Source organism: Brevundimonas naejangsanensis (assembly GCF_000635915.2).
Lineage (GTDB): Bacteria > Pseudomonadota > Alphaproteobacteria > Caulobacterales > Caulobacteraceae > Brevundimonas > Brevundimonas sanguinis.
Genome location: NZ_CP015614.1, coordinates 2,093,872 through 2,119,288 on the forward strand (window position 1 = coordinate 2,093,872; position 25,417 = coordinate 2,119,288).

A 25,417-nucleotide genomic window follows, 5' to 3' on the forward strand; every position below is an offset into this window, starting at 1 on the left:
CTTGACCTCATCTGGTTGAGGCAATCCTGTGGCGGATCATGGTTCGTACCGTGTCGCAATGTGAGGCTTAACTGTATGCGTATTACCCGCTCCCGTTTGCTGGGCAGCACTGTTCTGATCAGCGCCATCGCCGCCGCTGGCGTTGCTTCGGCCCAGGTCGCTGAACAGCCCGCGTCGGACGCCCAAGCCACTGAAGTCGGCGAAATCGTCGTCACCGGTTCGCGTATCCGTCGTAGCGCCGCCAACGCGCCGACCCCGATCATCCAGGTTACGCAGGAAGAGATCCTGTCGACCGGCCAGACCAGCCTGATCGACTACCTGGCCACCATCCCGGCTCTGCAGAACTCGACGGTGCCGTCCGACACCACCGGCTCCAGCCTGAACACCGGCGGCCTGTCGCTGGCCAACCTGCGCTCGCTGGGCGCCAACCGCACCCTGACGCTGGTCGACGGTCGTCGCCACGTCGGCTCTTCGGGCGGCGAACTGTCGGTCGACGTCGACGCCATCCCGCGTCTGCTGATCCAGAACGTCGAGATCATCACCGGCGGCGCTTCGTCGGTCTACGGCGCCGACGCCGTTTCGGGCGTGCTGAACTTCATCCTCAAGAAGGATTTCGAAGGCCTGGAGATCGACGCCAACTACGGCCAGATCAACGACAACGGCGAAGCCACCCGCCGCATCTCGGGCCTGATCGGCAAGAACTTCTTCGACGACCGTCTGAACGTCTATGCTCACGCCGAGTATGAGAAGATCGACAACGTCGACTCGATGGACATCGACTGGATCCGTCGCGGCCCGGCCCGCCTGGCCATCGACGCCGACCCGACGAACAATTCGTATGACGGCCGTCTGGACGCGCAGGTCTTCTACGGCCTGAACCGCCTGGACATCCTGCCGTGGGGTCAGACCACCCTGGCAAACCTGCAGCGTCCCAGCGACCTGACCAACCCGAACGTCCCGTACCAGAACTGCTTCTCGGACGGCGACTTCACCTACGCCGCCAACTGCTACGGCATCATGCCGGGCAAGACCTTCGTCTATGACGGCGGCGCGGCCCGTGAAGCCAACTTCGGTCAACGCGTCGGCAACGTCGGCATCAACCGCCCGTACAACATCGGCGGCGACGGCATGCCGATCGGCGAAGTCGCCGGCTACAGCCGCATTCCGGCCTCGGAATCGCAGCGCTATCAGGTCGGGACCAACTTCAAGGTCACCGACTCGATCAACTTCCACGCCTCGGCCAAATACATCACCGAGGAAACCTTCATGCGCGGCCAGCCGACGTTCTTCGACGTCGACCTGGACAACGATTCCTATGGGGCCGGCGAGACGAACTCGATCTGGGCCACCTCGGCCTTCGACCTGCGCTGGGACGACAACGCCTTCCTGCCGCAGTCGATGAAGAGCGCGATCGCCAACAACAAGATCGACATCTACGCCCCGCCGACGGCCCAGAACGCCGGCGAGCTGATCGGTTCGCAAGCCCTGCCGATCGCGCGTCACAGCTTCTTCGGTCCCGAGCGTTCGCAGAAGAACACCCGCGACCTGCAGCGCTACGTCGTCGGCTTCGACGGCGACCACGGCCCGATCGGCTTCGCCAAGTCCCTGTCGTGGGATCTGGGCTACACCTACGGCAAGGTCGAGATCGAAAACATCGAGCGTGGCGTGGACGTGCAGCGCATGGCCCTGGCCGCTGACGCCGTGGTCGACACGACGGGCCTGCTGGGCTCCGCCGGCGCCGTCGTCTGCCGTTCGGCCCTGCTGAATGCGCGCGGCGTGCCGATGCGTGAGGTCAACGAAAAGGGCCAGGTCATCCAGGCTGGTCTGTATGACCCGGTCCGTGGCGGCGACCTGCGTGAAACCGAGTATGGCCGCAACGCCATCGCCCAGTGCACCCCGCTGAACATCTTCGGCGCCGGCAACCAGTCGGCCGAAGCTCTGGACTACGTGGACGCCTTCGTCCGCGTCGAGGAAATGAACGAGCAGCACCAGCTCCTCGGCTCGATCTCGACCGAGCTGTGGGACTTCTGGGGTGCCGGCAACCTGGGCTTCGCCTTCGGCGGCGAATGGCGCAAGGAAACCACCTCGGCCGTCGGCCGCAGCTCCACGGCCGGCGACCGCCTGCTGTTCCTGAACACCGGCGCCGACTTCCCGGAAGTCAGCTATGAGTCCAAGGAACTGTTCGCGGAAGTCTCCGTGCCGCTGTTCCGCGACTCCTTCATGGGCGAATACGCTGAGCTGAGCGGCTCGTACCGCTGGGCCGACTATTCGACCGTCGGCAACGTCGACGTTTACGGCGTGAACCTGGTTTACCGTCCGATCCGCGATCTGACCTTCAAGACCAGCTTCAACACTTCGGTCCGCGTGCCGAACCTGGGTGAGAACTACTCGCCCTACGGCCAGACGTTCGCCAACAACTTCAGCGACCCCTGCGCCACGGCCAACATCGCGAATCTGGACGACCAGGAGATCAAGGCCAACCGCGTGAAGAACTGTACGGCCCTGGCCGCACAGCAGGGCCTGTCGTTCGACTTCGCCGGCGCAACCGCCACCAACACCGACGACTTCCGTCCGAACTACACCTCGGGCATCGCCGGCGTCTCGGGCGGCAACCCGGACCTGAAGCCGGAAGAGTCGGAATCCTTCACCTTCTCGACCGTCTATCAGCCGAGCTACGTCCCGGGCCTGACCCTGTCGCTGGATTACTATGAAATCCGCATCGACAAGGTCATCGCCGCCGTGTCGGCCGCCGGCATCGCCGCCAACTGCGTGAGCGGCGCCGAACTGAACATGGACGCCTGTAACTCGATCTTCCGCAACAACCCGAACATTCCGTTCGGCATGGGCGCCCCCTCGGGCGATCCCATCGGCGGCTTCATCGAGCGTTCGTTCAACTACGCGGCCCTGGAAACCCGCGGTCTGGACTTCGGCGCCAACTATTCGTGGGACACTGCGGATTGGGGCAAGAACTGGGGCTCCTTCGACTGGCGTCTGCAAGGCTCGTGGCTGATCGAGCAGAAGCAGTACCTGAACGAGGCGGATCCGTCGGACTACAACGAACTGGCGGCCAGCATCGGCCTGAGCGGCACCAACGCCTACCCGCGCGTCCGCATGGCCTCGTCGCTGTCCTGGCGTCCGAACGACATCTGGAACGTGAACTGGACCGCCGACTGGCAGTCCGCCACCAACATCGTCCGCGCCCGCGACTTCGTGAACAACGCGGACTCGCGTCTGGCCGACCAGATGGACACCGGCAACTTCGTCCGTCACGATCTGACCGTGCGTTACAACGTGCGTGAAGACCTGACGCTGCGCGCCGGCGTGGTGAACCTGTTTGACGCCGAACAGCGCGACATCCTGGGCACCACCATCTACTCCAACTTCGACCCGTACGGCCGTCGCTTCTTCGTCGGCCTGAACTTCCGTCCCTTCTAAAGGACGGACGAGGTTTGAAACTCTGGGGGCGGTCCTTACGGGCCGCCCCTTTTTCTTGTGCGCTCGGGGGGATAAGCCCTTGCCCCCCGGCCCCCTCCTCTCTAAACGGGCCGCTTAACCGACAACCCGAACGGATCGGCCGCGACAGCGCTCGCGCCCGGCCGTCTGCGCGCGTGGAGACCGCCGCCCTGACCAGTCATGAAGAAAAGGACGCCATGGTGCGCGCCGCGCTCGCAGAGCAGGGCGACAGCGGGATCACCCCGCGCCATACGCTGTTCTACTTCTACGGCGAGGAAGAGGCGCACGGCGACCTGTGCGAGGTGGCCCGCCGTGCGGGCTTCCTGACGCGGGGCCAGGGCGACATGACCGTCCTGGAGACCACCATGCCGGTCGACGAGGCGTCGTTTTCGCCTGTGTCGGCCATGATGCAAACCTGGGCCGCGGCCTTCCAGCTCGACTACGACGGCTGGGAGTGCGCGGTCGTGACGAACTGAGTAGACGCCGATGCCCAAGCGCACAGACATCAAGTCCATCCTGATCATCGGTGCCGGTCCGATCGTCATCGGCCAGGCGTGTGAGTTCGACTATTCGGGCGTTCAGGCCTGTAAGGCGCTGAAGGCCGAGGGCTACCGGGTCATCCTGGTCAACTCGAACCCCGCCACCATCATGACCGACCCGGAGGTGGCCGACGCCACCTATATCGAGCCAATCACGCCCGAGATGGTCGAGAAGATCATCGCCAAGGAGAAGCCGGACGCGCTTCTGCCCACCATGGGCGGCCAGACGGCGCTGAACACCGCCCTGGCCCTGAACGCCTCCGGCGCCCTGGCCCGTCACGGCGTCGAGATGATCGGCGCCAAGGCCGAGGTCATCGACAAGGCCGAGGACCGTCAGAAGTTCCGCGACGCGATGGACAAGCTGGGCCTGGAATCGCCCCGCTCGCGCGCCATCCACCACATTGAAGAAGCCGACGACGCCCTGGCCTTCGTGGGCCTGCCCGCCATCATCCGCCCGTCGTTCACCCTCGCCGGCACCGGCGGCGGCATCGCCTACAACGTCGAGGAATTCCACGAGATCGTGGAGCGCGGCCTGGACCTGTCGCCGACCACCGAAGTCCTGATCGAAGAGTCGGTGCTGGGCTGGAAGGAATATGAGATGGAGGTCGTCCGCGATCATGCGGACAACTGCATCATCATCTGCTCGATCGAGAACATCGACCCGATGGGCGTCCACACCGGCGACAGCATCACCGTCGCCCCGGCCATGACGCTGACGGACAAGGAATATCAGATGATGCGCGCGGCCTCGATCGCCGTGCTGCGCGAGATCGGGGTCGAGACGGGCGGCTCGAACGTCCAGTTCGCGGTCAATCCCAAGGACGGCCGTCTGGTCGTCATCGAGATGAACCCGCGCGTGTCGCGCTCCTCGGCGCTGGCGTCCAAGGCCACCGGCTTCCCGATCGCCAAGATCGCCGCCAAGCTGGCCGTCGGCTATACGCTGGACGAGCTGAAGAACGACATCACCATGGTGACCCCGGCCAGCTTCGAGCCGGCCATCGACTATGTCGTCACCAAGATCCCGCGCTTCGCCTTCGAGAAATATCCGGGCTCCGAGCCGTCGCTGACCACGGCGATGAAGTCGGTCGGCGAGGTCATGGCCATCGGCCGCACCTTCCAGGAATCCATGCAGAAGGCCCTGCGCGGCCTGGAGACCGGCCTCAACGGCTTCGACGACATCGAGATCGACGGCGTGACCGGCGCTGAGGACGACGCCTCGGTCAAGGCGGCGGTGATCCGCGCCCTGGGCCTGCCGACGCCCGACCGCATCCGCGTCATCGCCCAGGCCTTCCGCCACGGCCTGACGGTCGAGGAGGTCCACGCCGCCTGTTCGTATGAACCGTGGTTCCTGCGCCAGATCGCCGACATCGTGCGCACCGAGGGCCATGTCCGCGTCCAGGGCCTGCCGACCGAGGCGGCCGACTTCCGCAAACTGAAGGCCAAGGGCTTCTCCGACGCCCGCCTGGGCGCCCTGACCGGCAAGACCGAGGGCGAGGTCCGCAAGGCCCGCCGCGCCCTGGACGTGCGCCCGGTGTTCAAGCGCATCGACACCTGCGCCGCCGAGTTCGCCTCGGCCACCGCCTATATGTATTCGACCTATGAGACCGGCGCCCTGGGCCAAGTCCCGGCCTGCGAGGCCGCCCCCTCGGATCGCAAGAAGGCGGTCATCCTGGGCGGCGGTCCGAACCGCATCGGTCAGGGCATCGAGTTCGACTACTGCTGCTGCCACGCAGCCTTCGCTTTCGCCGACATCGACGTCGAGAGCATCATGGTCAACTGCAACCCCGAGACGGTCTCGACCGACTACGACACCTCTGACCGCCTGTATTTCGAGCCGCTGACGGCCGAGGACGTGCTGGAGCTGATCGACGTCGAGCGCTCTAAGGGCGAGCTGATCGGCGTGGTCGTCCAGTTCGGCGGCCAGACCCCGCTGAAGCTGGCCCATGCGCTGCAGGAAGACGGCGTGCCGATCCTGGGCACCAGCGTCGACTCCATCGACCTGGCCGAGGACCGCGAGCGTTTCCAGCAGATGCTGAACGAGATCGGCCTGATCCAACCGCCGAACGGCCTGGCACGCTCGGCCGAGGAAGCCGCCCAGAAGGCCGAGGAAGTCGGCTATCCGGTCGTCCTGCGCCCGTCCTATGTGCTTGGCGGCCGCGGCATGATGATCGTCCACGACCGCGAGCAGCTGGACCGCTACGTCCATGAGGCCATGCGCGTCTCGGGCGACGACCCCGTGCTGATCGATCACTACCTGAACCGCGCCACCGAGGTGGACGTCGACGCCCTGTGCGACGACGAGACCGTCTTCGTCGCCGGCGTGCTGGAGCATATCGAGGAAGCAGGCGTCCACTCGGGCGACAGCGCCTGCTCCATGCCGCCCTTCTCCCTGCGCCCCGAGACCGTGGCCGAGCTGAAGCGCCAGACCGCCGCCATGGCCAAGGCCCTGAAGGTCCGCGGCCTGATGAACGTGCAGTTCGCCATCGAGGAGCCGCACAGCGAGAACCCGCGCATCTTCGTGCTCGAGGTCAACCCGCGCGCCAGCCGCACGGCGCCCTTCGTCGCCAAGACCATCGGCCAGCCGGTCGCCGCCATCGCCGCCAAGGTCATGGCCGGGGTTCCGCTGGCGTCCTTCGGCCTGGTCGACAAGGAACTGGACCATATCGCCGTCAAGGAAGCCGTCTTCCCCTTCGCCCGCTTCGCCGGGGTCGACACCATCCTGGGCCCGGAAATGCGCTCGACCGGCGAGGTGATGGGCCTGGACTGGAAGCGTGAGGGCGAGGCCGATCTGGCCCCCGCCTTCGCCCGGGCCTTCGCCAAGTCGCAGACCGGCGGCGGCACCATCCTGCCGACCGAGGGCACGGCCTTCGTCTCGGTCAAGGACGCCGACAAGCCCTTCATCGTCGAGGCGGTGAAGACGCTGCTGGCCCAGGGCTTCGCCGTCATCGCTACCGGCGGCACCCACGCCTATCTGAGCGAGCAGGGCCTGAACGTCGGCCTGGTCAAGAAGGTGCTGGAAGGCCGCCCGAACATCGTCGACGCCATGAAGAACGGCGAGGTCCAGCTGGTCTTCAACACCACGGACGGCAAGCAGGCCCTGGCCGACAGCTTCTCGATCCGCCGCACGGCCCTGATGATGAAGATCCCCTACTACACCACCGCCGCCGGTTCGCTGGCCGCGGCCCAGGGCATCGCCGCCGTCCGCCACGGCGAAATGGATGTGCGTCCGATCCAGAGCTACAACTGAGATCAGGCTCAGTCCTGAACCAGAAAGCCCCCGCCGAGCGATCGTCGGGGGCCTTTTCCTTTCCTCCCCATTTCATGGGGAGGGGGACCGCGAAGCGGTGGAGGGGCGGCTTCACGCGCTTCCCCCCACCGCCTTCCGCCTTCCGCCTTCCGCCTTCCGCCTTCCGCCTTCCGCCTTCCGCTTTCCGCTTTCCGCTTTCCGCCGTCATCCTCGGGCTTGACCCGAGGATCCAGTGCAGCGCCGCGCTCTTCCTTGCCGACTTCATGCAGGCGGACGGCTGGATCCTCGGGTCAAGCCCGAGGATGACGGCGGGGAACGCCCTTCCCCGGTTGCCCGATCCCCACCAGCGGCTAAGGTCGTGCGTGACATTGGAGGGGACGCCATCATGAAGAAGACCACGCTCACCGCCGTTATGGCCGCCGTTCTGGCCGCAGGCGCCGCGCCCGCCGTGGCGCAGGACGCCGCCCTGAAGGCTGCCGTCAAGGCCGACTACGACGCCAACCTCGGCGCCCTGTTCGACCACTTCCACCGCAACCCCGAGCTGTCGGGTCTCGAAGTCCAGACTGCGGCCCGCATGGCGCAGGAGTTGCGCGCTCTCGGCTATGAGGTCGCCACCGGCGTCGGCGGCACGGGCGTGGTCGCCGTCCTGCGCAACGGCCCCGGCCCCACGGTCATGATCCGCGCCGACATGGACGGCCTGCCGGTCGAGGAGAAGTCGGGCCTCGCCAACGCCTCCACCGCCCGTCAGGTCGACACCGACGGGGTGGAGAAGCCCGTCATGCACGCCTGCGGCCACGACGTGCACATCACCGCCCTGGTCGGCACGGCGCGCCAGATGCAGGCGCGCAAGGCCAACTGGTCCGGCACTTTGGTCCTGGTCGCCCAGCCGGCCGAGGAACGCATCTTCGGCGCCCGCGCCATGGTGCAGGACGGCCTCTACTCCCGCTTCCCCAAGCCGGACTACGCCCTGGCCTTCCACGTCTCGTCCGACACGCCGACGGGCCGGATCGGCGTGCCGCTGGGCATCACCTCGTCCAGTTCGGACAGCGTGGACATCGCCGTGCACGGCGTCGCCACCCACGGCGCCTCCCCGCACCTGGGGGTCGATCCGATCTTGGTCGCCTCGCATATCGTGGTCGCGCTGCAATCCCTGCGCAGCCGCGAGACCAGCCCGCTGGAGGGCGCCGTGGTCACGGTCGGCGCCATCAAGGGCGGCATCAAGCACAACATCATCTCCGACCGCGTCGACATGCAGCTGACCGTACGCTCGGACAGCCCCGAAGTTCGCGCCAAGCTGCTGGACGGCATCGACCGCATCTCGGCGAACACCGCCCGCGCCCTGGGCGTGCCCGAAGACAAGCTGCCGACCGTCGTGCGATCGCCGCTGGAAAACACGCCGCCCACCATCAATGACGCCGAGACGGCCGCCCGCGTCCGCGAGGCCCTGACGGCGGGTCTGGGCGATGGCGTCCTGATCGACAATCCGCGCACCGGCATGGGCGCCGAGGACTTCGCCGAGTTCGTCACCCCGGAACTGGGGGTGAAGGGCGTCTACTTCCGCGTCGGCGGCACTCCGGCCGATCAGGTCAAAGGCGCGCCGGGCCACCACTCAGGCCTGTTCCGCATCACGCCCGAGCCCGCCGTCACCCTGGGCGTCGAGGGCTCGGTCCTGGCCGCCGAGGCCCTGATGCCGAAACGGTAAAGGCTGATGAACCGGGCAGCGTCCTGGTCGTTGAGGCAGGAACATTCCCTTTACGTCCGGAGACGCGCCCATGTTCCTGCCTAGCCTGCCGACCCTGGTGAGCAGTCTGCTGTTGTCGCGTCGCGGCCGCGCGATGATGGGCCGCCACATGGGCAAGATCGCTCTGGCGGGGATAGCCTGGCAGTTGTGGAAGCGCCGTCGCGGCTCCGTTGAAGACGCGCCTGCGGTCAAGGCGGCCCCCGCGTCGCGTCGTCGATCACGCAAGCCCCGGCGCTGACCTCAGTCGCAACCCGGCGATCCGTGAGGCGTTAACATCCCCATGCGCCTGTCTGTAATCCAAGTGATCGCGGCCCTGTTTTCGGCCGTCTGTTTCGTCATCGCCTTTATCGCGACGGGCGTCGCCGTCGTCTCCGGCGCCTTCATGCTCCTGGCGCTGGCGGCGCTGGGCTTTATCGCCTGGACCGCCCTGCGCCGCGCCTTCGGCAAGGATCGTCTGCCACGGCCGCCGTCTAGCGAATAGAAGGGGCGGCGAAGCGCGGCTTGCGCTTTCCCGCCGCGACGAACAACGTCCAGCGACCTGCCTGGCCCATCTTGAGTTTGGGCGCGTGGCGCCCTACCTTCTTTGGCCGGTCACGCGACGCCCCCGTGGCCGCGGTGCACCAAACCGTCTCTCATCTGTCTTCGGGCGTAGCAAGAAACTCACGACACAATGGAAAAAGTGCCGATGACGGCCGAGGGTTATCGCGCCCTCGACGACCAACTCAAGCAATTGAAGTCGGTGGAGCGACCCAGCGTGATCGCCGCCATCGCGGAAGCCCGCGAGCATGGCGATCTGTCTGAAAACGCCGAATATCACGCCGCCAAGGAGCGTCAGGGCTGGATCGAGGGCTCGATCGCCGAGATCGAGGACAAGCTGTCCCGCGCCCAGGTCATCGACGTGTCCAAACTGTCGGGCGACCAGGTCAAGTTCGGCGCCACCGTCACCTTCGTGGATGAGGACACCGAGGAAGAAGGCGTCTACCAGATCGTCGGCGAACACGAGGCCGACGTGAAGCTGGGCAAGATTTCCATCGCCTCCCCGATCGCCCGCGCCCTGATCTCCAAGGAGGTCGGCGACGTGGTCGAGGTCAACACGCCCGGCGGCGTGAAGGCCTATGAGATCCTCAAGGTCGAGTGGAAGTAACACAAAGCCTCTCCCTCCCCGTCCCGGGGAGGGTGGCTGAGCCGCAGGCGAGGCCGGGTGGGGGCGGCTTGGCTATTCAAGCGCCGCGTTCGTATCACCCGGCCCTCCCCACCCGGTCGCTGCGCGACCACCCTCCCCGGGACGGGGAGGGAGAGGGGTGAGCGCCCCTCTTGCCATCTGGGTCGTCTCCGACGGGCGAACCGGCATCCAGAACCAGGCCCTGGGCCTGGCCGAGGCCGTCGCCCGCATGACCCCCGCGCAGATCGAGACCAAGCAGGTCCGCTGGCGCCCCGCCTTCGACCGGTGGCCGTCGGCGCTGAAGACCCCCGCCATGCTGGCGCCGGGGTCTTTCGATCCCCGCACCGTGACCCAGTGGCCGGACCTGTGGATCGCCACGGGCCGCGCCAGCCTGCCCCTGTCGGCGCGCGTGCGCGACTGGAGCGGCGGCAAGACCTTCGTCGTCCAGACCCAGGATCCGCGCTGGCGCAACGACCGCTATGACCTGATCGTCGCCCCCGCCCATGACGGCCTCAGCGGCCCCAACGTCCTGTCGATCACCGGCAGCCCCCACCGCATCACGCGCGCAAGACTGGCCGAGGCGGCGCCCGCCTTCGCCGCGCGCATCGCCCCCCTGCCCCATCCGCGCGTGGCGGTGATGGTCGGCGGAACCTCCTCCGCCTTCGACCTGCCGCCTGCTCACGCCGCCGATCTGGCCGAGCGCATCGCCGAGGCCGTCGCCGCTGCGAAGGGCTCCCTGTTGCTGACCTATTCGCGCCGCACGCCGGAAGCCGCCAAGGCGGCGATGACCGAGCGCCTGTCGGCCCTGCCCGGCTGGATCTGGGACGGCGAGGGCGACAACCCCCTGTTCGCCATGCTCGACGCCGCCGACCACATCCTCGTCACTGAGGACAGCGCCAACATGGCCGCCGAGGCCGCCTCGACCGGCAAGCCCGTCCACATCCTTCCCATGGTCGCGAAGAAGGCGCCCGGCAAGTTCGCCCGCCTGCACGCCGACCTTCAGGCGCGCGGCGCCGCCCGCCCCTTCGACGGGGCGCTGACGCCGTGGACCTATGCGCCGTTGGATGAGACCGAACGCGCCGCCCGCGCCATCCTGGCGGCCCTGCAGACCCGCTGAGTCTGGGGACCCGCCCGGCTAGGGTGGCGAAACGCCCTCGCCATCCCCATATGTAGGCATCAAGGCAAAACCCGGCCCCTATCCGACGGCGGAACCGCCGGGCGGCCGAGCGCGCCTTGAACTCTGTGGCTCTTTTTCCACCGAAAGGACGCTTCGAATTGATCGTAGAAAACTTCATCCGGATGTACGCCCACGACTTCAGCCAGATGGCTGGCCGCGCCGAGTTGGGACAGGATGTCGATGATGCTCTGGCCCGGCGTCTGCGAGACGCCGACAACCACGCCCAAGTCATGGACCAACATAAGGGCAAGGGACACCTCGCCGCACTGGTGGCCCGAATCCGCGAAGAGGCCGCCGTTTTCAACGGCCGCGTCATGCGCAACGGCACCGACCCCGCCGAAGCGGCCGCGCGGCGTGAGGCGTTCCTGTCCGACGTCGCGGACACCTTGGAGAACCTGCGCGCCGCCCGCAGTTCTGAGGGCCAGCTGGCGCACGCCTGACGCCCTCTGGGCGCCGCAGGGCGTGAAATGTCGAACCGGGATCGCGCTTCAGGGAATCAGCGCCTAAATAGGCGCCATGACCCAAGCTCGTAACGTCCGCGTCGCCATCATCGGTTCCGGCCCCGCCGGCTGGACCGCAGCCATCTACGCCGCCCGCGCCTCGCTGAACCCGGTGATGATCGCCGGGCTTCAGCCTGGCGGCCAGCTCACTATCACCACGGACGTCGAGAACTACCCCGGGTTCGCCGAGACCATCCAGGGCCCCTGGCTGATGCAGCAGATGCAGGCCCAGGCTGAACATGTCGGCACGGAAGTCCTGCATGACATCGTGACCCAGGCCGACCTGTCCCAGCGCCCCTTCCGCCTGACGCTCGATTCAGGCGCGGAAATCCTGGCCGAAACGGTCATCATCTCCACCGGCGCCCAGGCCAAGTGGCTGGGGCTGGAGAGCGAGCAAAAATATCAGGGCTTCGGCGTGTCCGCCTGCGCCACCTGCGACGGCTTCTTCTATCGCGGCAAGCAGGTGGTGGTCGTCGGCGGCGGCAATACCGCGGTCGAGGAAGCCCTGTTCCTGACCAACTTCGCCGAGACCGTGACCGTGGTGCACCGCCGAGACGAGTTCCGCGCCGAAAAGATCCTGCAGGAGCGCCTGTTCGCCCACCCCAAGATCAAGGTGATCTGGGACTCGGCCGTTGAGGAGATTGTCGGGGTCGTGGACGGCGTCGCCCGCAACGTCACCGGCGTGCGCCTGAAGAACGTCAAGACCGGCGAGAGCAGCGAAATCCCCGCCGACGGCGTCTTCATCGCCATCGGCCACGCGCCCTCGTCAGAGCTGTTCCAGGGTCAGTTGGAGACCAAGGCCGGCGGGTATCTTGTCGTCAAGCCGGGCACGGCGGCGACGGCCATCGAGGGCGTCTGGGCCGCCGGCGACGTGACAGACGACGTTTATCGCCAGGCGGTGACGGCGGCGGGCATGGGCTGCATGGCTGCGCTGGAGGCCGCCCGCTTCCTGGCCGAGGAAGACCACAAGGCCGCCCAGAATCCCATCAGTCACAAAGAAGCCGAGAAGATCGGCGCCTGGTGAACCACGCTCTCACCCCTGCGGCTTGCCGACCTCTTCGACGGCCATGGGGGTGACGCCGGCGGGCGGCGGGGCGGTTACGGTCACGCTGGGGACGGCGCCGCTTTCAAAGGCCTTCAGCCGCTCGTTGATGGCGGCGATCTCGTCCTTACTGGCCTGCCGACGGCCGCCGAGGCTGGCGATCCCCACCACGCGGGTCTGGCCGTCGATCTCGACCGTGCGCAGTTCGCCGGACTTGGCGCCGGCCAGAGCCTCCTCGACGCTGTCCGCCGCCGTGGCCAGCAAAACGCGCGACTGGGCGAAGCGCGCCTCGTCGATCGACGGCTCCCGGCCCGCATAGGCGTTGACGAAGGCGGCCGTCTCTCCGGCCGCGCCCTTCCAGCGATAGAAGATGTGCGCCCCGACCTGAGTGATCTTGGCCAGGGTCGGCGACCACCAGGGGTGGACGTAATCGGCGTGGTAGTGCGTGGCCGTGCCCACGCGCTCGGCCACATGGCCGTTCAGAGCGCGAGCCGCGACCCGCTCGGCTCGGTCCCAGGCCCAGCGCACCGGCCCGCGCGCCAGGGAGCCGTCGCAGGTGAAGCTGAACTGGCAACCCGTGGTCCGCTCGGCGCCCTGATAGACGACGCCGCAGACGCTGGAGGGATAGTTGGGATCGCGCACCCGGTTCAGCACGACCTGGGCCACGCCCTCCTGCCCCTCGGTCGGCTCCAAGGCCGCCTCATAATAGACCGCCTGGGTCAGGCAGCGCAGGGCGCGCCGGCGCGACGCCTCATCGGCGGGGCGGAAGACAAAGGGCCGCGCGGGCTGGAGCGCGCCTAGGGCGTTGGGCATGGCGGCGTTCAACTGCTGGGCGGCGACGCCGGCCACGCCCTGATCCAGGCTGGGCTTGCCGCCCAAGGTCAGGCTCTCCCAGCCGGGCGTCAGGCCATACAGTTCGGGCAGGCCCAGCGCCGGGTCGTGCCGTCGCGCCACGGCCAGCTGCCCCGCGTCCATGCGCGCCATCACGGCCGCCAGACCGTTCGGGCCCAGGTCGCCGCCGGTGGCGTGGGCCAGGGCCTCGGCCGTGCGGTCGATGTCGGGGCGGGGCGTCGAGCTGGCCGACATGGCCACGCCCATCGCCGCCAGGGTCACGGCCATGGCGGCGGGCGCCGCAGCCAGGGCGCGGCGTCCAGTCGTCTTCAGCGGCGTGAGGCGGCCGAGGATCATGCGCTGTCCGTATAGCGACGCCTGACGGCGCCGGAAACCAGCGATCTGCATGACCGCTCAATCCGGCGCTTTTCAGACGCGAAGATTACCGTTCCGTGAGGCGGCCCGGCGATCCGTCAGCCGCTATCGGTCGCCGAGGCTGGAGCGCAGCATCCAGGCGGCCTTTTCGTGCGCGGCCAGACGCACCGTCATCAGGTCGACCGAGGCTTCGTCCCCGACCTCGTCGGCGGCGTCGAGCGCGGCGCGAGCGGTGGCGATGACCACGCCGTGGTCCTTGACCAACTCCTTGAGCATGGCTGCGGAATCCTTCTCAGGATCGCCGTCCTTGATCGAGGTCAGATTGGCGAAGGCCGCGGCGCTCTGCGGCGCCAGCTCGCCCAGGGCGCGGATGCGCTCGGCGATCTCGTCCAGCGCGGCCCAGATCTCGCGGTACTGTTCTTCCAGCAGGTTGTGCAGGCTGAAGAACTCCGGCCCGCGCACGTTCCAGTGATAGCCGTGCGTCTTCAGATAGAGGGCGTAGCTGTCGGCCAGAACCTTGGACAGTTCGCGCGCGACGTCGGCGCGTTCCTTGGGCTTCAGACCGGTGTCGATGGCGTTCATGACGGCTCCTGTTCGCATGGCTGGGGAAGATCAGCCTTGCAGTTAGGTCGTCTGGCCCGCGTTCCAAGGGGCCGGCGGCGTCACATCGCAGGAATCTTCGCGCCTGTCATGTCAGAGCGGCGTCAGCGTCGCCCCTTCCCGGTCAGGAAGGGGCACGAACCGTCATAGTCAGCGATTGCGCGCCTTGCGGGCGGCGTAACGGGCGTCGCGAGCAGCCTTCTGCTCTTCCTTGGTCAGTTGCTTGCGCTCCTTGCGAGCGGCGCGCTTGGCGGCGTCCACCTCTTCCTGAGCGGCCATGTCGGCGGCCAGGCGGGCGGCGTCCTTCTCGGCCTTCTCACGGCGCTGTTCGGCCTTGGCGAGTTCGTGTTGCTGGCGAAGGGCCTCCTTCTCGGCGGCGCGCTTGGCGGCCAGCTTTTCGAACTCGGGGTCCTGAACCATCGGCTTTGGCTTGAACCGGGCCAGCAGGGCTTGTTTGGCGTCTTTCTGGGCGGACAGGCGGTCGTTGAAGCCGGTGTTCTTGAGGTCGCGCATGCTGAGAGGCGGGTGTCCTTGATAGCGAATGGAAACGGCGAATGGGGCCGATCGGAGAAGCGACGGCCGCAAGACGGGGCGATGAGCGCGTTTCGGCACGCTCGGCCCGGCGGGAGGGCAAAGCCGAATTTCGCGCCGAAATCAAGCTCTACAGCCCGATTTCATGGGATTTAATGCGACTGACGCCTCTCGACCACGGTTCGCGACGAAGAGGCGCGTCGTTAGTGCGGTTTTTGAGCGTGGCCCACCGCAGCGCCTGCAGCGCCGCCGACAGCCGCGCCGACCGGACCGCCGACCACGGCCCCTGCCACGGCGCCGGTCGCCGCCTTCTGTTCCACCGTATGGCCGCAGGCCGACAGGGCCAGGGCGCCGGCGCCGATCAGGGTCAGAAAGGCCAGACGAGATACGATGCGGGTCATGGGGTCAACTCCTTGAAATAGCTCAGCTTGGAACGCGAAAATTACCGCCCGGTTCCCATCTAAGGCACGACTCTGTCATCCAAGATGTCACACCCCCTTAAATAGCTTATTCGACAATCCGATGCCGCCCACCAAATCTTCAGTCAACATCTCAATACGGTATTCGCAAGAAGGTCTGGCGCGCAATTTCGTCATGATTTAAAACAGTGAAAATAATGACTTTCAGAGAATTTCTGGATGCTGCAGAAATTGTGATTCTAGCGAATCAGTCACATTGAGGCCATAAACCAATGGATAAAGGCCCGCCTTCGAGGGCCGGCGTTCAGTCGGCGTTCACCCGACCCGCTTGAAGCGCGACGCGTCCTTGTCGCCAGGGTTCGGGAACTACGGGGGCGGCATCCTCGCCCTGTTGTACAGGACTACGCCTTTGTCTTTCTCCTCGCAGACGCGCGCGCTGATGCACGCCGCCCGCTCATTCCGCCTGCGCCCCACGACGGCGGCGGCGGCGTTCGGCGGCGTGGTCGGCCTCGCAGTCGGAGGGGCCTATCTGGGCGGCCTGGCCGCCCAGGCCTCGACCGTGCGCCAACAGGCCGAGCGCCTGCAGGGCGCCTATACTCAGGAAGCCTTGGCCGAAGCGGCCGGCGGACTGGACGCCAGCGCCCTTGCCATCGCCCACCGCCACGACCCCTACTCCGTCGCCGGCTCGGCCCAACGCGACCGCCAGGCCGAGCTGCTGACCGCCCGCCTGGAACAGCTTGAAGGCCAGGACGGCCTGCGCCGGGCCAACCTGCAAACCGCCGGCGCGACCAAGATGTCCGCCGCCCGCCCCTTCCGCCTCGACGGCGCGCTGGACCAATCGCGCGACCTGGAATGCCTGACCCAGGCCGTCTATTATGAAGCGCGCGGCGAAGGCCGCGACGGCATGAAGGCGGTGGCCCAGGTGGTGCTGAACCGCGCCCGCCACCCCGCCTTCCCCAAGACGGTCTGCGCCGTCGTCTATCAGGGCGCAAACCGCGGCACGGGTTGCCAGTTCAGCTTCACCTGCAACGGCGCCATGCGCGGCGCCGTCAACCGCAGCGCCTGGAACCGCGCCCGCGAAGTGGCGACCAAGGCCCTGTCCGGCCAGGTATTCAGCGCCGTGGGCAACGCCACCCACTTCCACACCACCGCCGTCTCGCCGTCATGGCGCAACAATCTGATCCGCGTGAATCAGGTCGGCGATCACCTGTTCTATCGCTTCGGCGGTCGTTCGGGCGCCAGCCAGGCCTTCGCCTACAACCCGCGTCCGTCGGGTCCGGCCGAGGCCGCACCCCGCCTGGTGCAGGCCAGCCTCGATCCGGTCGAAGCCGCCCGCAACGCTTCGGGCGCCGTGGCCTACACCGCCGTCGTGGCGCGCGAGGTCTTGGCATCCGGCAAGGCCGAGACTCCGCCGCCGACGCCGTCCAGCTCGGGGAGCGCTGCGCCGTCGCCCAAGCCGGGCGCTCCGGTCTCGGTCAGCGCCGAGGCTTGATCCCTCCTACGGATGGCTCATGCGGCGGGTGGTCAGGTTCTGATGCAGATTGCCGAAGCGCCCCTGCTGGCCCAGATTGACGTCGGCGTCGCCGGGTTTGTCGGACTGCACGCCTTCCGCCCTGTGGCGTCGTCCAGCTGCGGCTTCAACCATCGGCCGATGGCCGCGGTCGGCAAAGCTGCGCTGCTCCGGGGGCGGATGTGGAACCTTGGTCATGGCGTCGCTCCTTCGAGGTCGCGCCCTCCCGCCGCATGAGAACGGCCCCCCGCGGGGCCCGTTCCCCGAAAAACCCCGGTCCGTGTCCGCTCAATCGGCGTCCAGGCCGATATCCAGCTGCATCACCGAATGGGTCAACGCGCCCACGGAGATGACGTCCACGCCGGTCGCAGCGATGCCCGCGACCGTGGTCAGGTTCACCCCGCCTGACGCCTCCAGCACCACCGGCCCGAAGGCGCTGTCCCGCACCCGCCGCACCGCCTCGGCCATGTCGTCCAAGCTGAAATTGTCCAGCATGATCACGTCGGGCCGCTCGGGCAGCACCTCGTCCAGCTGATCCAGGCCGTCGACCTCGACCTCGACCTTCATCAGGTGCGGGGCGAAGGCTTTGGCGCGGCGCACCGCCTCGCCCGCCCCGCCGCAGACGGCGACGTGGTTGTCCTTGATCAGGATGGCGTCATCCAGGCCGAAGCGATGGTTCAGCCCGCCGCCGCAGGCCACCGCATGCTTCTCCAGCGCGCGCAGGCCCGGCGTGGTCTTGCGGGTGTCGGCGATGCGCGCGTGCGTCCCTGCGACCGCCTGCACATAGGTCCGCGTCAGGGCAGCGATGCCGCACATCCGGCCCAGCAGGTTCAGCGCCGTCCGCTCGGCCGCCAGCAGGGCGCGGGCGTTCGCCTCGACCGCGACCAGCACGGCCCCCGCCTCGAACGCCTCGCCGTCGGCGACCTTGACCGTCACCGTCGCCTGAGGGTCGAGCGCATGGACGGCGATCCGCACCACCGCCCCGCCCGCCATCACCCCGGCCTGGCGCGCCGCGAAGACGGCGCCGAAGCGGGCGTCCTCGGGGATGCAGGCCTGCGCCGTCACATCGCCCGTGCGCCCCAGATCCTCGGCCAGCGCCATGCGCACCACGGGCTCGATCAGCAGGTCCGGCAGGGTTCGGGTCACGGAAACGTCCTTCGTCATTCAGATCACGGCCGCCAGGGCGGCGAGCGTCGCCGCCTCGGCCTCTTCGTCGCGCGCCGGCGCCGGCGCTGCGCGCATCCGCGTGTGCTCGGCCCTCGGCAGACTGTCGGGGAAGTCGCGGCGATAGTGGCCGCCCCGGCTCTCGCGCCGGTTCAGCGCCCCTTCGGCGACCAGCCGCGCCGCCGCCAGGCACGCCGCCGTCGGATGGGCCTTCGCCAGGTCGTCGATCAGGGCCAGCAGCGCCGTCAGCCCCGCCTCGTCCCGCACCACGCCCGCATAGCGCGTCATGGCGGCGCGCAAGGTCGCTAAGGCCTCGGGCGGCAGATCCGTCGTCGCCTGCACCGCCGCCAGAGGCCGCCGCTCGGGCTGGACCTCGGCCGCCGCCGCCCGGCCCGCGCGCCGTCCGAAGGCGCCCGCTTCCAGCAGGGAGTTGGACGCCAGCCGGTTGGCCCCATGCACCCCCGTCGCCGCGCACTCGCCGATGGCGAACAGGCCGGGGACCGAGGTGCGCCCCTCGTCGTCGGCGACGATGCCGCCCATGTGATAGTGGGCCGCCGCCGCCACCGGAATCGGGCTGACGCGCGGGTCCAGCCCCGCCCTCATGCAGGCGGCGAAGACGGCCGGAAACTCATGCGGAAAGGCCTCGCCCACCGCCTTGGTCGCGTCGAGGAAGGCGCCGCGCCCCTCGATGCGCGCCGCGTGCACCGCCCGCGCCACGATGTCCCGCGGCGCCAGATCAGCGTCGGGATGATCGCCCAGCAGGAAGACGCCGCGCCCATCGACCAGCCGCGCCCCCTCGCCGCGCAGGGCCTCGGTCGCCAGCGGCGCCGGGTCCAGCCCCACGTCGATGGCCGTCGGGTGGAACTGCACGAACTCGGGGTCCAGAATCTCGGCTCCCGCCAGATAGGCCAGCGCCAGCCCCTCGCCGCGCAGGGCCGAGGGGTTGGTGGTCGCCTCGAACAGGCCGCCTATCCCGCCGGTCGCCAGGACCACGGCCGGTGCGAAGACTTCGTCCAGCCTTCCATGTCCCTGGCCGCCGCGCCGCTCGATCACCGCGCCACGCACCCGGCCGTCGACGTCGCGGATCAGGCCGCGCAGCCGCCCGTCCTCCCAGATCTCGATGCCCTTCACCGCCCGCGCGGCGGCGACCACAGCCGACAGGATGGCCCGGCCCGCGCCGTCGCCGCCGACCCGCGCCACGCGCGGCAGGCTGTGGGCCGCCTCCAGGCTGACGGAAAAGCCGCCGTCGGCGTCGCGGTCGAAGGGCGCGCCCAGCGCCGCCAGCCACTCGACCGTCTCGCGCCCCCGCATCGTCAGGGCGCGCGCCGCCTCAGCCTCGACCAGACCGGCGCCCGCCCCCTCGGTGTCCTTGGCGTGCAAGGCCGCGCTGTCGTGCGGCGAGAGGGCCGCCGCCATCCCGCCCTGCGCCCAGGCCGACGAACAGGCGTTCAGCAAGGGCTCCGGCGTCACCACCAGCACCTTGCCGTTCGGACCGAGCGCCTCGGCCGCCTCCAGCGCCGCCGACAGGCCCGCCAGCCCGCCGCCGATGATCAGGGGCCCGTCATGACGGATGCGCGCCATGGCCTAGCGGCCTCCCACCCCGAAGAAACGCAGCCCCATCTCGAAGGCCGGCTCGACCGCCCCGCCCGTCAGGGGCAGCAGGGCGCCGATCGCCGCCGCCGCGCAGACCACCGCCGTCAGCAGATAGAGGGCCAGGCTTCGCCCCGCCTCGGGCCAGCTCAGCTGTCCCCAGGCCGCCCGCCACACGCCGCGCTTCAGATGGCCGATCACCGCCAGCCCCAGGAAGACGGCGAGGATCAGCCGCCCCGTCGACAGCCCCCACCACACCGCCAGTCCGCCGACGGCCAGCAGGGCGACCTGCTCCAGCCGCGGATGCACCCGGGTCAGCACCGGCCCCAGCGCCTTGGACCCGTCCAGCGGCGGCGCGGGCAGCAGGTTCAACAGGTTGATCATGGCGATGAAGAAGGCGCCCATCAGCCATTCCGGCGACTTCATCGTCACGCCCACGGCCACAAAGGGGATCATCGCCAGCAGGCCGAACGCCGGCCCCGCCAGCGACACCAGCACCCCGTGCCATTCGCTCTTCGGCGCGCGCTGGCCCTTCGCCAGTCCGCCCAGGAACGGAATGATATAGATGCGCGCCGGGCCCATGCCGACGCGGTTCATCGCCAGCACATGGCCGTACTCATGCACGAACAGGCCGAACAGGACCGCCCCCGCCACGACCCAGCTGCCGGTCAGGAACCACAGGAAACCCGCCATCAACAGGGTGGAGACCACCGCCCAGACCGGGTGCTGCCCCTTGTCTTCGCGCGGCGTGTCGTGACGCGCGCTGTAGCGCGGAGTCTCGCGCTCCGGCGTTCGCACAGGCGGGGGCGTCGACCCGTCGCGCGCCCCCCAAGGCCCCTGAACGCTCATCCTTCTCCCCTCGGGGGAGAAGGTGGACGGCGAAGCCGGACGGACGAGGGGGACGCTCGCCACCCCTTCGACGTCCAGCATGTATCAGGCAGCCCCCTCATCCGAGGCGCTGCGCGCCCCACCTTCTCCCCCGAGGGGAGAAGGATTGCGGATAGGGCCATCAGATCAACTCCACGTCGACGTGATGCCGCGCCTTGACCAGGTCATAGCGCGCAGGCTTCGACGGCGGCGGCAGATCGATCATCCGCTGCACCGCCAGAGCGGCGCGCTCGGCCATCTCGGGCGCCACCGTCACCTCGAACTTCATGTCGCGCAGGCAGTCGCGGATGTTCTCCAGGGTGATGCGCTTCATGTGCGGGCACAGGTTGCACGGGCCGATGAAGTCGACGCCGGGCACGTCGCCCTTGACGTTCGAGGCCATGGAGCACTCGGTGATCATCACCACCTGCTTCGGCTTGCGCGCCGCGACATAGTCGATCATCGCCGCCGTCGACCCGGCGAAGTCCGACGCCGCCAGCACCTCTTCCGGGCATTCCGGGTGGGCCAGGATCTCAGCCCCCGGATAGGCGGCGCGCATCTCCTTGATGTCGTCTGCGGTGAAGCGCTCGTGCACCTCGCAGCGGCCCGCCCAGGCGATGATGCCCACGGTCGTCTGGGCCGCGACGTTGCGCGCCAGATATTCGTCGGGGATCAGGATGACCTTGTCGACGCCCCACTCCTTGGCCGCCCATTCGACGACCTGGACGGCGTTGGCGCTGGTGCAGCAGATGTCGGTCTCGGCCTTCACATCGGCCGTGGTGTTCACATAGGTGACGACCGGCAGGCCCGGGTGCCGCTCCTTGATCAGCCGCACGTCCGCCCCCGTGATCGAGGAAGCCAGCGAACAGCCCGCGCGCAGGTCGGGGATCAGCACCGTCTTGTCCGGCGACAGGATCTTGGACGTCTCGGCCATGAAGTGAACGCCCGCCTGAACGATCACCTTGGCGTCCGAGCGCGCGGCCTCTTTGGCCAGCCCCAGGCTGTCGCCGACATAGTCGCCCACCCCGTGAAAGATCTCGGGCGTCATGTAGTTGTGGGCCAGGATGACCGCGTCGCGTTCGCGTTTCAGCCGGTTGATCTCGCTGATCAGCCGCGCCTGCTGCGGCCATTCCAGCGGGGTGACGAAGTCCTTGACCTTGTCCCACACCGGAGCGGTCTCTTCCGCCAGTTCCCTCGACAGACCGAAAGCGCCGTCCGCCATCATCCCTACTCCTGCAACGGCCGTCTGCGCGGCCCCGACTTATGCTCAAACTTAGCATAAGCAGGAACAATGTAGGCCGTTCCGCCCACGGCGCAAGGGAAAAGGACGCCGCCGCCTGATGAGCGGGCGAAAGCTTGGCTTGCCTTAGGTGGAGAGACTGGGCGGCTTAGAGGTCGCGCATCTGCTTTTGCGCCGCGCTGAAATACTGCCAGCCGGTCCACAGGGTGACGATAGCGGCCAGCCAGATCAGGGCGTCCGAAAACAGCTGGAAGGCCGGCAGGTAGTCGAACGGCAAGCCCCAACCGTCCCAGTTGCGGGCGAACAGCTGGCACCCCAGAGCCACCATCTGCAGCGTCGTCTTCCACTTGGCGGCCAGGGTGACCGGCAGCTTGATGCGGCCGGCCATCGTTTCGCGCAGGGCCGATACGGCGAACTCGCGGAACAGGATCAGGCCGCAGGGGATGATGATCTGCTGCACCGAACCGCTCGTCAGCACGCCCAGCACGGCGCCGGTGACCAGGATCTTGTCGGCGATGGGGTCCAGAATGGCGCCCCAGCGCGTCTCGGCGTTCCAGCGGCGAGCCAGGTAGCCGTCGATCCAGTCGGTCGAGGCGGCGATGACGAAGATCCAGAACCCCGTCCGGTACATGGCGAACTGGTCGTCAGGGCTCAGCCAGGCCGAGACGAAGGGGAAGCCGCTGGTCGCCCCCGCCAGCAGCAAGAACATGAGGATCCCCGCCCCCAGCCGCAGGCCGGTCAGGATGTTGGGGATGGCTTTGTAGGCAGGGGCCATGACGTCTTCCGTTGCAACACGCCCGGTGTGCCATGGTTCGCGGCCAGAGGCGAGGGCGGGGTAAGCCGCGGGGCTGGCGTCAGTCCAGCCGCTCGAACCGTCCCGGCCCCGTCAGCTTGGACAGAATGCCCAACGCGATGCCGAAGTGCAGGCCGCTGAGCTTCAGTTCGCCCGCCGCCTCCTTCTCCGCGATCCAGGGGAAGGTGCGCAGGTTGTCAAGCGACAGGCGCACCACGGCTTCCTCGGCCGCGCATTCGACCTGGTCGTCGGGCAGGGCCTGGACTGCGCGCCGCACGCTGGGGGCGGCCTGTTCGACCCAGGGGGCGACAAAGTCCTGACAGTTGGCGGGGGCGCCGTTCAGCATGGCGTTCACCCCGCCGCATGAGGCGTGACCCATGACGACGACGTGCCGGACCTTCAGCACATTGACGCCAAACTCCAGCGCCGCCGAGACGCCGTGCAGCTTTCCGTCCGGCTCATAGGGCGGGACCAGGTTGGCGACGTTGCGCACCACGAACAGCTCGCCCGGGGCCGTGTCGAAGATCAGGGCCGGGTCGGCGCGGCTGTCGGAACAGGCCACGACCAGGGTGTGCGGCTTCTGGCCGTTGGCGGCCAGGGCCTCGTATTCAGCGTGTTCGGACGGCCACCTGTTCGCGCGGAAGCGATGGTAGCCCTTGGTCAGCTCGGAGATCATGAGATCGTTCCTAAACCCGCAACGCTCGGTCGCTCAACCCGGAATCTTCGTCTCTCATGACTTGTGAAAGAAGCCGTGGATGCGTTCGGCCAGAGCGTGGCTGACCCCGTCCACCTTGGCCAGGTCGGCGACAGAGGCGCGGCTGACCCCCTTGGCCGAGCCGAAGGCGTGCAGCAAAGCCTTCTTGCGTCCCGGTCCGACGCCCTCGATCTCGTCCAGCGGATTCTTCTTGATGTCCATCGAGCGGCGCTTGGCGTGGGCGCCGTTGGCGAAGCGGTGCGCCTCGTCGCGCAGGCGTTGCAGGTAGTAGAGGGCCGGGCTTTTCAGCGGCAGCATGAAGGGCGCCTTGCCGGGCATGAAGAACTTCTCCAGGCCTGCGTCGCGGTCCGGTCCCTTGGCTACGCCGACCACGGCGATGTCGTCGACGCCCAGATCGGCCATGACGGCCAGCACCTCGGCCAGTTGGCCCGCCCCGCCGTCGATCAGCAGCAGGTCGGGGCGCTCGACCGCCTCGCCGGCTTCCTCGTCCTTCACCAGCCGTCCGAAACGGCGGCGCATGACCTCGCGCATCATGCCGTAATCGTCGCCGGGTGTCAGGTCTTCGCCCTTGATGTTGAACTTGCGGTACTGATTCTTGCGGAAGCCGTCCGGCCCCGCGACGATCATGCCGCCGACGGCGTTGGTCCCCTGGATGTGAGCGTTGTCGTAGACCTCGATCCGCTCGGGCCGCGCGTCCAGGCCGAAAGCCTCGCACACTTCGTCCAGAATTTTCGACTGGGCGGAGTTCTCGGCCAGTTTGCGGCCCAGCGCCTCACGGGCGTTGGTCAGGGCGTGGTCGACCAGACTGGCCTTGCCGCCGCGCAAGGGGCGGGCGATCTCGACGCGGCGCTCGGCCTTCATGCTGAAGGCCTCCTCGAGCAACTCCAGCTCGTGCGGGCGGACGTTGGACAGGATCAGGCGCGGAATCGGCTTGTCCTCATAAAACTGGCCCAGGAAGGCGGCGAGGATTTCCGGGTCGCTGTCGCTCTTGTCCACCCGCGGGAAATAGGCGCGCCCGCCCCAGTTCTGGCCCGCGCGATAGAAGAAGACCTGGACGCAGGCCTGGCCGCCCTCGGAATGCAGGGCGAAGACATCGGCCTCGGCCACGCCGTCTGCGTTGATGCTGCTCTCCATCGCAATCGCCGACAGGGCGCGGATCCGGTCGCGCACGCGGGCGGCGGTCTCGAAGTCCAGGTCGTCCGAGGCCGCCTGCATCTCCTGCGACAGACGGCCGATGACGGCGCGCGACTTGCCGCGCAGGAACTGTTCGGCCTCAGTGACCAGATCGCCGTAATCCTCAAGCGAGATCAGGCCGGTGCAGGGCGCCGAGCACCGCTTGATCTGGTGCAGCATGCAGGGGCGGGTGCGGGTCTCATAGACGCTGTCCGAGCAGGACCGCAGCAGGAAGGCCTTCTGCAGGGTGTTCAGCGTGTGGTTCACCGCCCACGTCGAGGCGAAGGGGCCGAAATAGTCGCCGGGTATCGTATGGGCGCCGCGGTGCTTGCGGACCTGGGGCGCGCGGTGGTCGCGCCGGATCATCAGCTCGGCGAAGGACTTGTCGTCGCGCAGCACGACGTTGAAGCGCGGCTTCAGCTTCTTGATGAAGTTGGATTCGAGCAGCAGGGCCTCGGTCTCGGACGCCGTGACCACGAGTTCCATCGAGCGGGTCAGCGACACCATCAGGCCGATGCGCTGGGTATGAAACCGCCCTTGCGCATATTGAACCACGCGCTTCTTCAGCGACTTGGCCTTGCCCACGTAGAGGCAGGCGCCGTCCTCGCCGTACATGCGATAGACGCCGGGCTTGTCGGGCGCGCGCCGGGCCTCGTCCGCGATCAGCTCGGCGGCCTGAAGCGGAAGGGCGTTCGCCTGCGAGTTGGGCGTTTCCGGAGTATCGGGCGTCGGATCGGTCATCAGCCGG

The 25,417-nt window shown here is 68.1% G+C and carries 23 protein-coding genes; 11 read left to right on the forward strand and 12 right to left on the reverse strand.

Annotated features, from left to right (window positions below):
* The first annotated feature begins 75 nt into the window (after positions 1 to 75).
* The 10 genes from DA69_RS09990 to trxB all read left to right on the forward strand — a co-directional run bounded on the left by DA69_RS09990 (position 76) and on the right by trxB (position 12,843).
* Entirely contained in the window at positions 76 to 3,435 is a 3,360-nt protein-coding gene (locus DA69_RS09990) for a TonB-dependent receptor domain-containing protein (RefSeq protein ID WP_025978578.1), read from the forward strand.
* Between the two features lie 173 nt (positions 3,436 to 3,608).
* On the forward strand, positions 3,609 to 3,929 hold the full coding sequence (locus DA69_RS09995; protein WP_003166071.1) for a ribonuclease E inhibitor RraB: 321 nt from the start codon (positions 3,609 to 3,611) through the stop codon (positions 3,927 to 3,929).
* A 10-nt stretch (positions 3,930 to 3,939) separates the two neighbouring features.
* Positions 3,940 to 7,239: a carbamoyl-phosphate synthase large subunit gene (gene carB / locus DA69_RS10000; protein ID WP_025978579.1), complete on the forward strand. Its 3,300-nt coding sequence runs from the start codon at positions 3,940 to 3,942 to the stop codon at positions 7,237 to 7,239.
* Positions 7,240 to 7,624: 385 nt separating this feature from the next.
* On the forward strand, positions 7,625 to 8,941 hold the full coding sequence (locus tag DA69_RS10010; RefSeq protein ID WP_025978581.1) for an amidohydrolase: 1,317 nt from the start codon (positions 7,625 to 7,627) through the stop codon (positions 8,939 to 8,941).
* A 70-nt stretch (positions 8,942 to 9,011) separates the two neighbouring features.
* Positions 9,012 to 9,218 carry a hypothetical protein gene (locus DA69_RS10015; RefSeq protein WP_025978582.1) on the forward strand — a complete coding sequence of 69 codons (207 nt, stop codon included), beginning with the start codon at positions 9,012 to 9,014 and terminating at the stop codon, positions 9,216 to 9,218.
* 42 nt (positions 9,219 to 9,260) lie between these two features.
* Positions 9,261 to 9,461: a hypothetical protein gene (locus DA69_RS10020; RefSeq protein ID WP_025978583.1), complete on the forward strand. Its 201-nt coding sequence runs from the start codon at positions 9,261 to 9,263 to the stop codon at positions 9,459 to 9,461.
* A gap of 189 nt (positions 9,462 to 9,650) precedes the next feature.
* Positions 9,651 to 10,124 carry a transcription elongation factor GreA gene (greA, locus tag DA69_RS10025; RefSeq protein WP_003170051.1) on the forward strand — a complete coding sequence of 158 codons (474 nt, stop codon included), beginning with the start codon at positions 9,651 to 9,653 and terminating at the stop codon, positions 10,122 to 10,124.
* A 157-nt stretch (positions 10,125 to 10,281) separates the two neighbouring features.
* Positions 10,282 to 11,259, forward strand: coding sequence for a mitochondrial fission ELM1 family protein (locus DA69_RS10030; protein ID WP_025978584.1), 978 nt, complete (start codon positions 10,282 to 10,284; stop codon positions 11,257 to 11,259).
* Between the two features lie 158 nt (positions 11,260 to 11,417).
* Positions 11,418 to 11,759, forward strand: a complete 342-nt coding sequence (locus DA69_RS10035; RefSeq protein WP_134582324.1) for a hypothetical protein — start codon at positions 11,418 to 11,420, stop codon at positions 11,757 to 11,759.
* 76 nt (positions 11,760 to 11,835) lie between these two features.
* Complete coding sequence (gene trxB / locus DA69_RS10040; protein WP_025978586.1) at positions 11,836 to 12,843, forward strand: thioredoxin-disulfide reductase; 1,008 nt, start codon at positions 11,836 to 11,838, stop codon at positions 12,841 to 12,843.
* A gap of 9 nt (positions 12,844 to 12,852) precedes the next feature.
* Here the strand turns inward: trxB and DA69_RS10045 are convergent, their stop codons facing one another.
* From DA69_RS10045 to DA69_RS10060, 4 genes are all read right to left on the reverse strand, one after another.
* A complete protein-coding gene (locus DA69_RS10045) occupies positions 12,853 to 14,100 on the reverse strand; it encodes a cell wall hydrolase (RefSeq protein WP_227157434.1) in 1,248 nt (415 codons plus the stop codon).
* Between the two features lie 72 nt (positions 14,101 to 14,172).
* On the reverse strand, positions 14,173 to 14,649 hold the full coding sequence (locus DA69_RS10050; RefSeq protein ID WP_025978588.1) for a Dps family protein: 477 nt from the start codon (positions 14,647 to 14,649) through the stop codon (positions 14,173 to 14,175).
* 168 nt (positions 14,650 to 14,817) lie between these two features.
* Positions 14,818 to 15,180 carry a DUF6481 family protein gene (locus DA69_RS10055; RefSeq protein WP_025978589.1) on the reverse strand — a complete coding sequence of 121 codons (363 nt, stop codon included), beginning with the start codon at positions 15,178 to 15,180 and terminating at the stop codon, positions 14,818 to 14,820.
* Positions 15,181 to 15,401: 221 nt separating this feature from the next.
* Complete coding sequence (locus DA69_RS10060; protein ID WP_025978590.1) at positions 15,402 to 15,599, reverse strand: hypothetical protein; 198 nt, start codon at positions 15,597 to 15,599, stop codon at positions 15,402 to 15,404.
* Between the two features lie 427 nt (positions 15,600 to 16,026).
* On the opposite strand from DA69_RS10060, the gene DA69_RS10065 reads away from it, so the two are divergent.
* A complete protein-coding gene (locus DA69_RS10065) occupies positions 16,027 to 17,109 on the forward strand; it encodes a cell wall hydrolase (protein WP_025978591.1) in 1,083 nt (360 codons plus the stop codon).
* Positions 17,110 to 17,115: 6 nt separating this feature from the next.
* On the opposite strand, the gene DA69_RS10070 is transcribed toward DA69_RS10065, so the two are convergent.
* The 8 genes from DA69_RS10070 to uvrC all read right to left on the reverse strand — a co-directional run bounded on the left by DA69_RS10070 (position 17,116) and on the right by uvrC (position 25,410).
* Positions 17,116 to 17,325, reverse strand: a complete 210-nt coding sequence (locus DA69_RS10070) for a hypothetical protein (RefSeq protein ID WP_029972735.1) — start codon at positions 17,323 to 17,325, stop codon at positions 17,116 to 17,118.
* Positions 17,326 to 17,415: 90 nt separating this feature from the next.
* A complete protein-coding gene (nadC, locus tag DA69_RS10075) occupies positions 17,416 to 18,291 on the reverse strand; it encodes a carboxylating nicotinate-nucleotide diphosphorylase (RefSeq protein WP_029972737.1) in 876 nt (291 codons plus the stop codon).
* Entirely contained in the window at positions 18,292 to 19,872 is a 1,581-nt protein-coding gene (locus tag DA69_RS10080) for an L-aspartate oxidase (RefSeq protein ID WP_025978593.1), read from the reverse strand.
* A 3-nt stretch (positions 19,873 to 19,875) separates the two neighbouring features.
* Complete coding sequence (locus DA69_RS10085) at positions 19,876 to 20,730, reverse strand: metalloprotease (RefSeq protein ID WP_025978594.1); 855 nt, start codon at positions 20,728 to 20,730, stop codon at positions 19,876 to 19,878.
* A gap of 160 nt (positions 20,731 to 20,890) precedes the next feature.
* A complete protein-coding gene (gene nadA, locus DA69_RS10090; RefSeq protein ID WP_025978595.1) occupies positions 20,891 to 21,970 on the reverse strand; it encodes a quinolinate synthase NadA in 1,080 nt (359 codons plus the stop codon).
* A gap of 166 nt (positions 21,971 to 22,136) precedes the next feature.
* Entirely contained in the window at positions 22,137 to 22,763 is a 627-nt protein-coding gene (gene pgsA, locus DA69_RS10095) for a CDP-diacylglycerol--glycerol-3-phosphate 3-phosphatidyltransferase (protein ID WP_025978596.1), read from the reverse strand.
* 79 nt (positions 22,764 to 22,842) lie between these two features.
* Positions 22,843 to 23,457, reverse strand: coding sequence for a carbonic anhydrase (locus DA69_RS10100; protein WP_029972740.1), 615 nt, complete (start codon positions 23,455 to 23,457; stop codon positions 22,843 to 22,845).
* A 54-nt stretch (positions 23,458 to 23,511) separates the two neighbouring features.
* Complete coding sequence (uvrC, locus tag DA69_RS10105) at positions 23,512 to 25,410, reverse strand: excinuclease ABC subunit UvrC (RefSeq protein WP_025978598.1); 1,899 nt, start codon at positions 25,408 to 25,410, stop codon at positions 23,512 to 23,514.
* Positions 25,411 to 25,417: the final 7 nt, after the last annotated feature.

What these genes read in the sequence shown, in the direction of transcription:
- greA (WP_003170051.1), top strand. Translation starts at nt 9,651, where the DNA reads ATGGAAAAAGTGCCGATGACGGCCGAGGGTTATCGCGCCCTCGACGAC.
- DA69_RS10085 (WP_025978594.1), bottom strand. Translation starts at nt 20,730, where the DNA reads ATGAGCGTTCAGGGGCCTTGGGGGGCGCGCGACGGGTCGACGCCCCCG.
- carB (WP_025978579.1), top strand. Translation starts at nt 3,940, where the DNA reads ATGCCCAAGCGCACAGACATCAAGTCCATCCTGATCATCGGTGCCGGT.
- uvrC (WP_025978598.1), bottom strand. Translation starts at nt 25,410, where the DNA reads ATGACCGATCCGACGCCCGATACTCCGGAAACGCCCAACTCGCAGGCG.
- DA69_RS10015 (WP_025978582.1), top strand. Translation starts at nt 9,012, where the DNA reads ATGTTCCTGCCTAGCCTGCCGACCCTGGTGAGCAGTCTGCTGTTGTCG.
- DA69_RS10045 (WP_227157434.1), bottom strand. Translation starts at nt 14,100, where the DNA reads ATGCAGATCGCTGGTTTCCGGCGCCGTCAGGCGTCGCTATACGGACAG.
- DA69_RS10100 (WP_029972740.1), bottom strand. Translation starts at nt 23,457, where the DNA reads ATGATCTCCGAGCTGACCAAGGGCTACCATCGCTTCCGCGCGAACAGG.
- trxB (WP_025978586.1), top strand. Translation starts at nt 11,836, where the DNA reads ATGACCCAAGCTCGTAACGTCCGCGTCGCCATCATCGGTTCCGGCCCC.
- DA69_RS10010 (WP_025978581.1), top strand. Translation starts at nt 7,625, where the DNA reads ATGAAGAAGACCACGCTCACCGCCGTTATGGCCGCCGTTCTGGCCGCA.
- DA69_RS10020 (WP_025978583.1), top strand. Translation starts at nt 9,261, where the DNA reads ATGCGCCTGTCTGTAATCCAAGTGATCGCGGCCCTGTTTTCGGCCGTC.
- DA69_RS10055 (WP_025978589.1), bottom strand. Translation starts at nt 15,180, where the DNA reads ATGCGCGACCTCAAGAACACCGGCTTCAACGACCGCCTGTCCGCCCAG.
- nadC (WP_029972737.1), bottom strand. Translation starts at nt 18,291, where the DNA reads ATGACGAAGGACGTTTCCGTGACCCGAACCCTGCCGGACCTGCTGATC.
- DA69_RS09990 (WP_025978578.1), top strand. Translation starts at nt 76, where the DNA reads ATGCGTATTACCCGCTCCCGTTTGCTGGGCAGCACTGTTCTGATCAGC.
- DA69_RS10060 (WP_025978590.1), bottom strand. Translation starts at nt 15,599, where the DNA reads ATGACCCGCATCGTATCTCGTCTGGCCTTTCTGACCCTGATCGGCGCC.
- DA69_RS10080 (WP_025978593.1), bottom strand. Translation starts at nt 19,872, where the DNA reads ATGGCGCGCATCCGTCATGACGGGCCCCTGATCATCGGCGGCGGGCTG.
- nadA (WP_025978595.1), bottom strand. Translation starts at nt 21,970, where the DNA reads ATGGCGGACGGCGCTTTCGGTCTGTCGAGGGAACTGGCGGAAGAGACC.
- DA69_RS10070 (WP_029972735.1), bottom strand. Translation starts at nt 17,325, where the DNA reads ATGACCAAGGTTCCACATCCGCCCCCGGAGCAGCGCAGCTTTGCCGAC.
- pgsA (WP_025978596.1), bottom strand. Translation starts at nt 22,763, where the DNA reads ATGGCCCCTGCCTACAAAGCCATCCCCAACATCCTGACCGGCCTGCGG.
- DA69_RS10050 (WP_025978588.1), bottom strand. Translation starts at nt 14,649, where the DNA reads ATGAACGCCATCGACACCGGTCTGAAGCCCAAGGAACGCGCCGACGTC.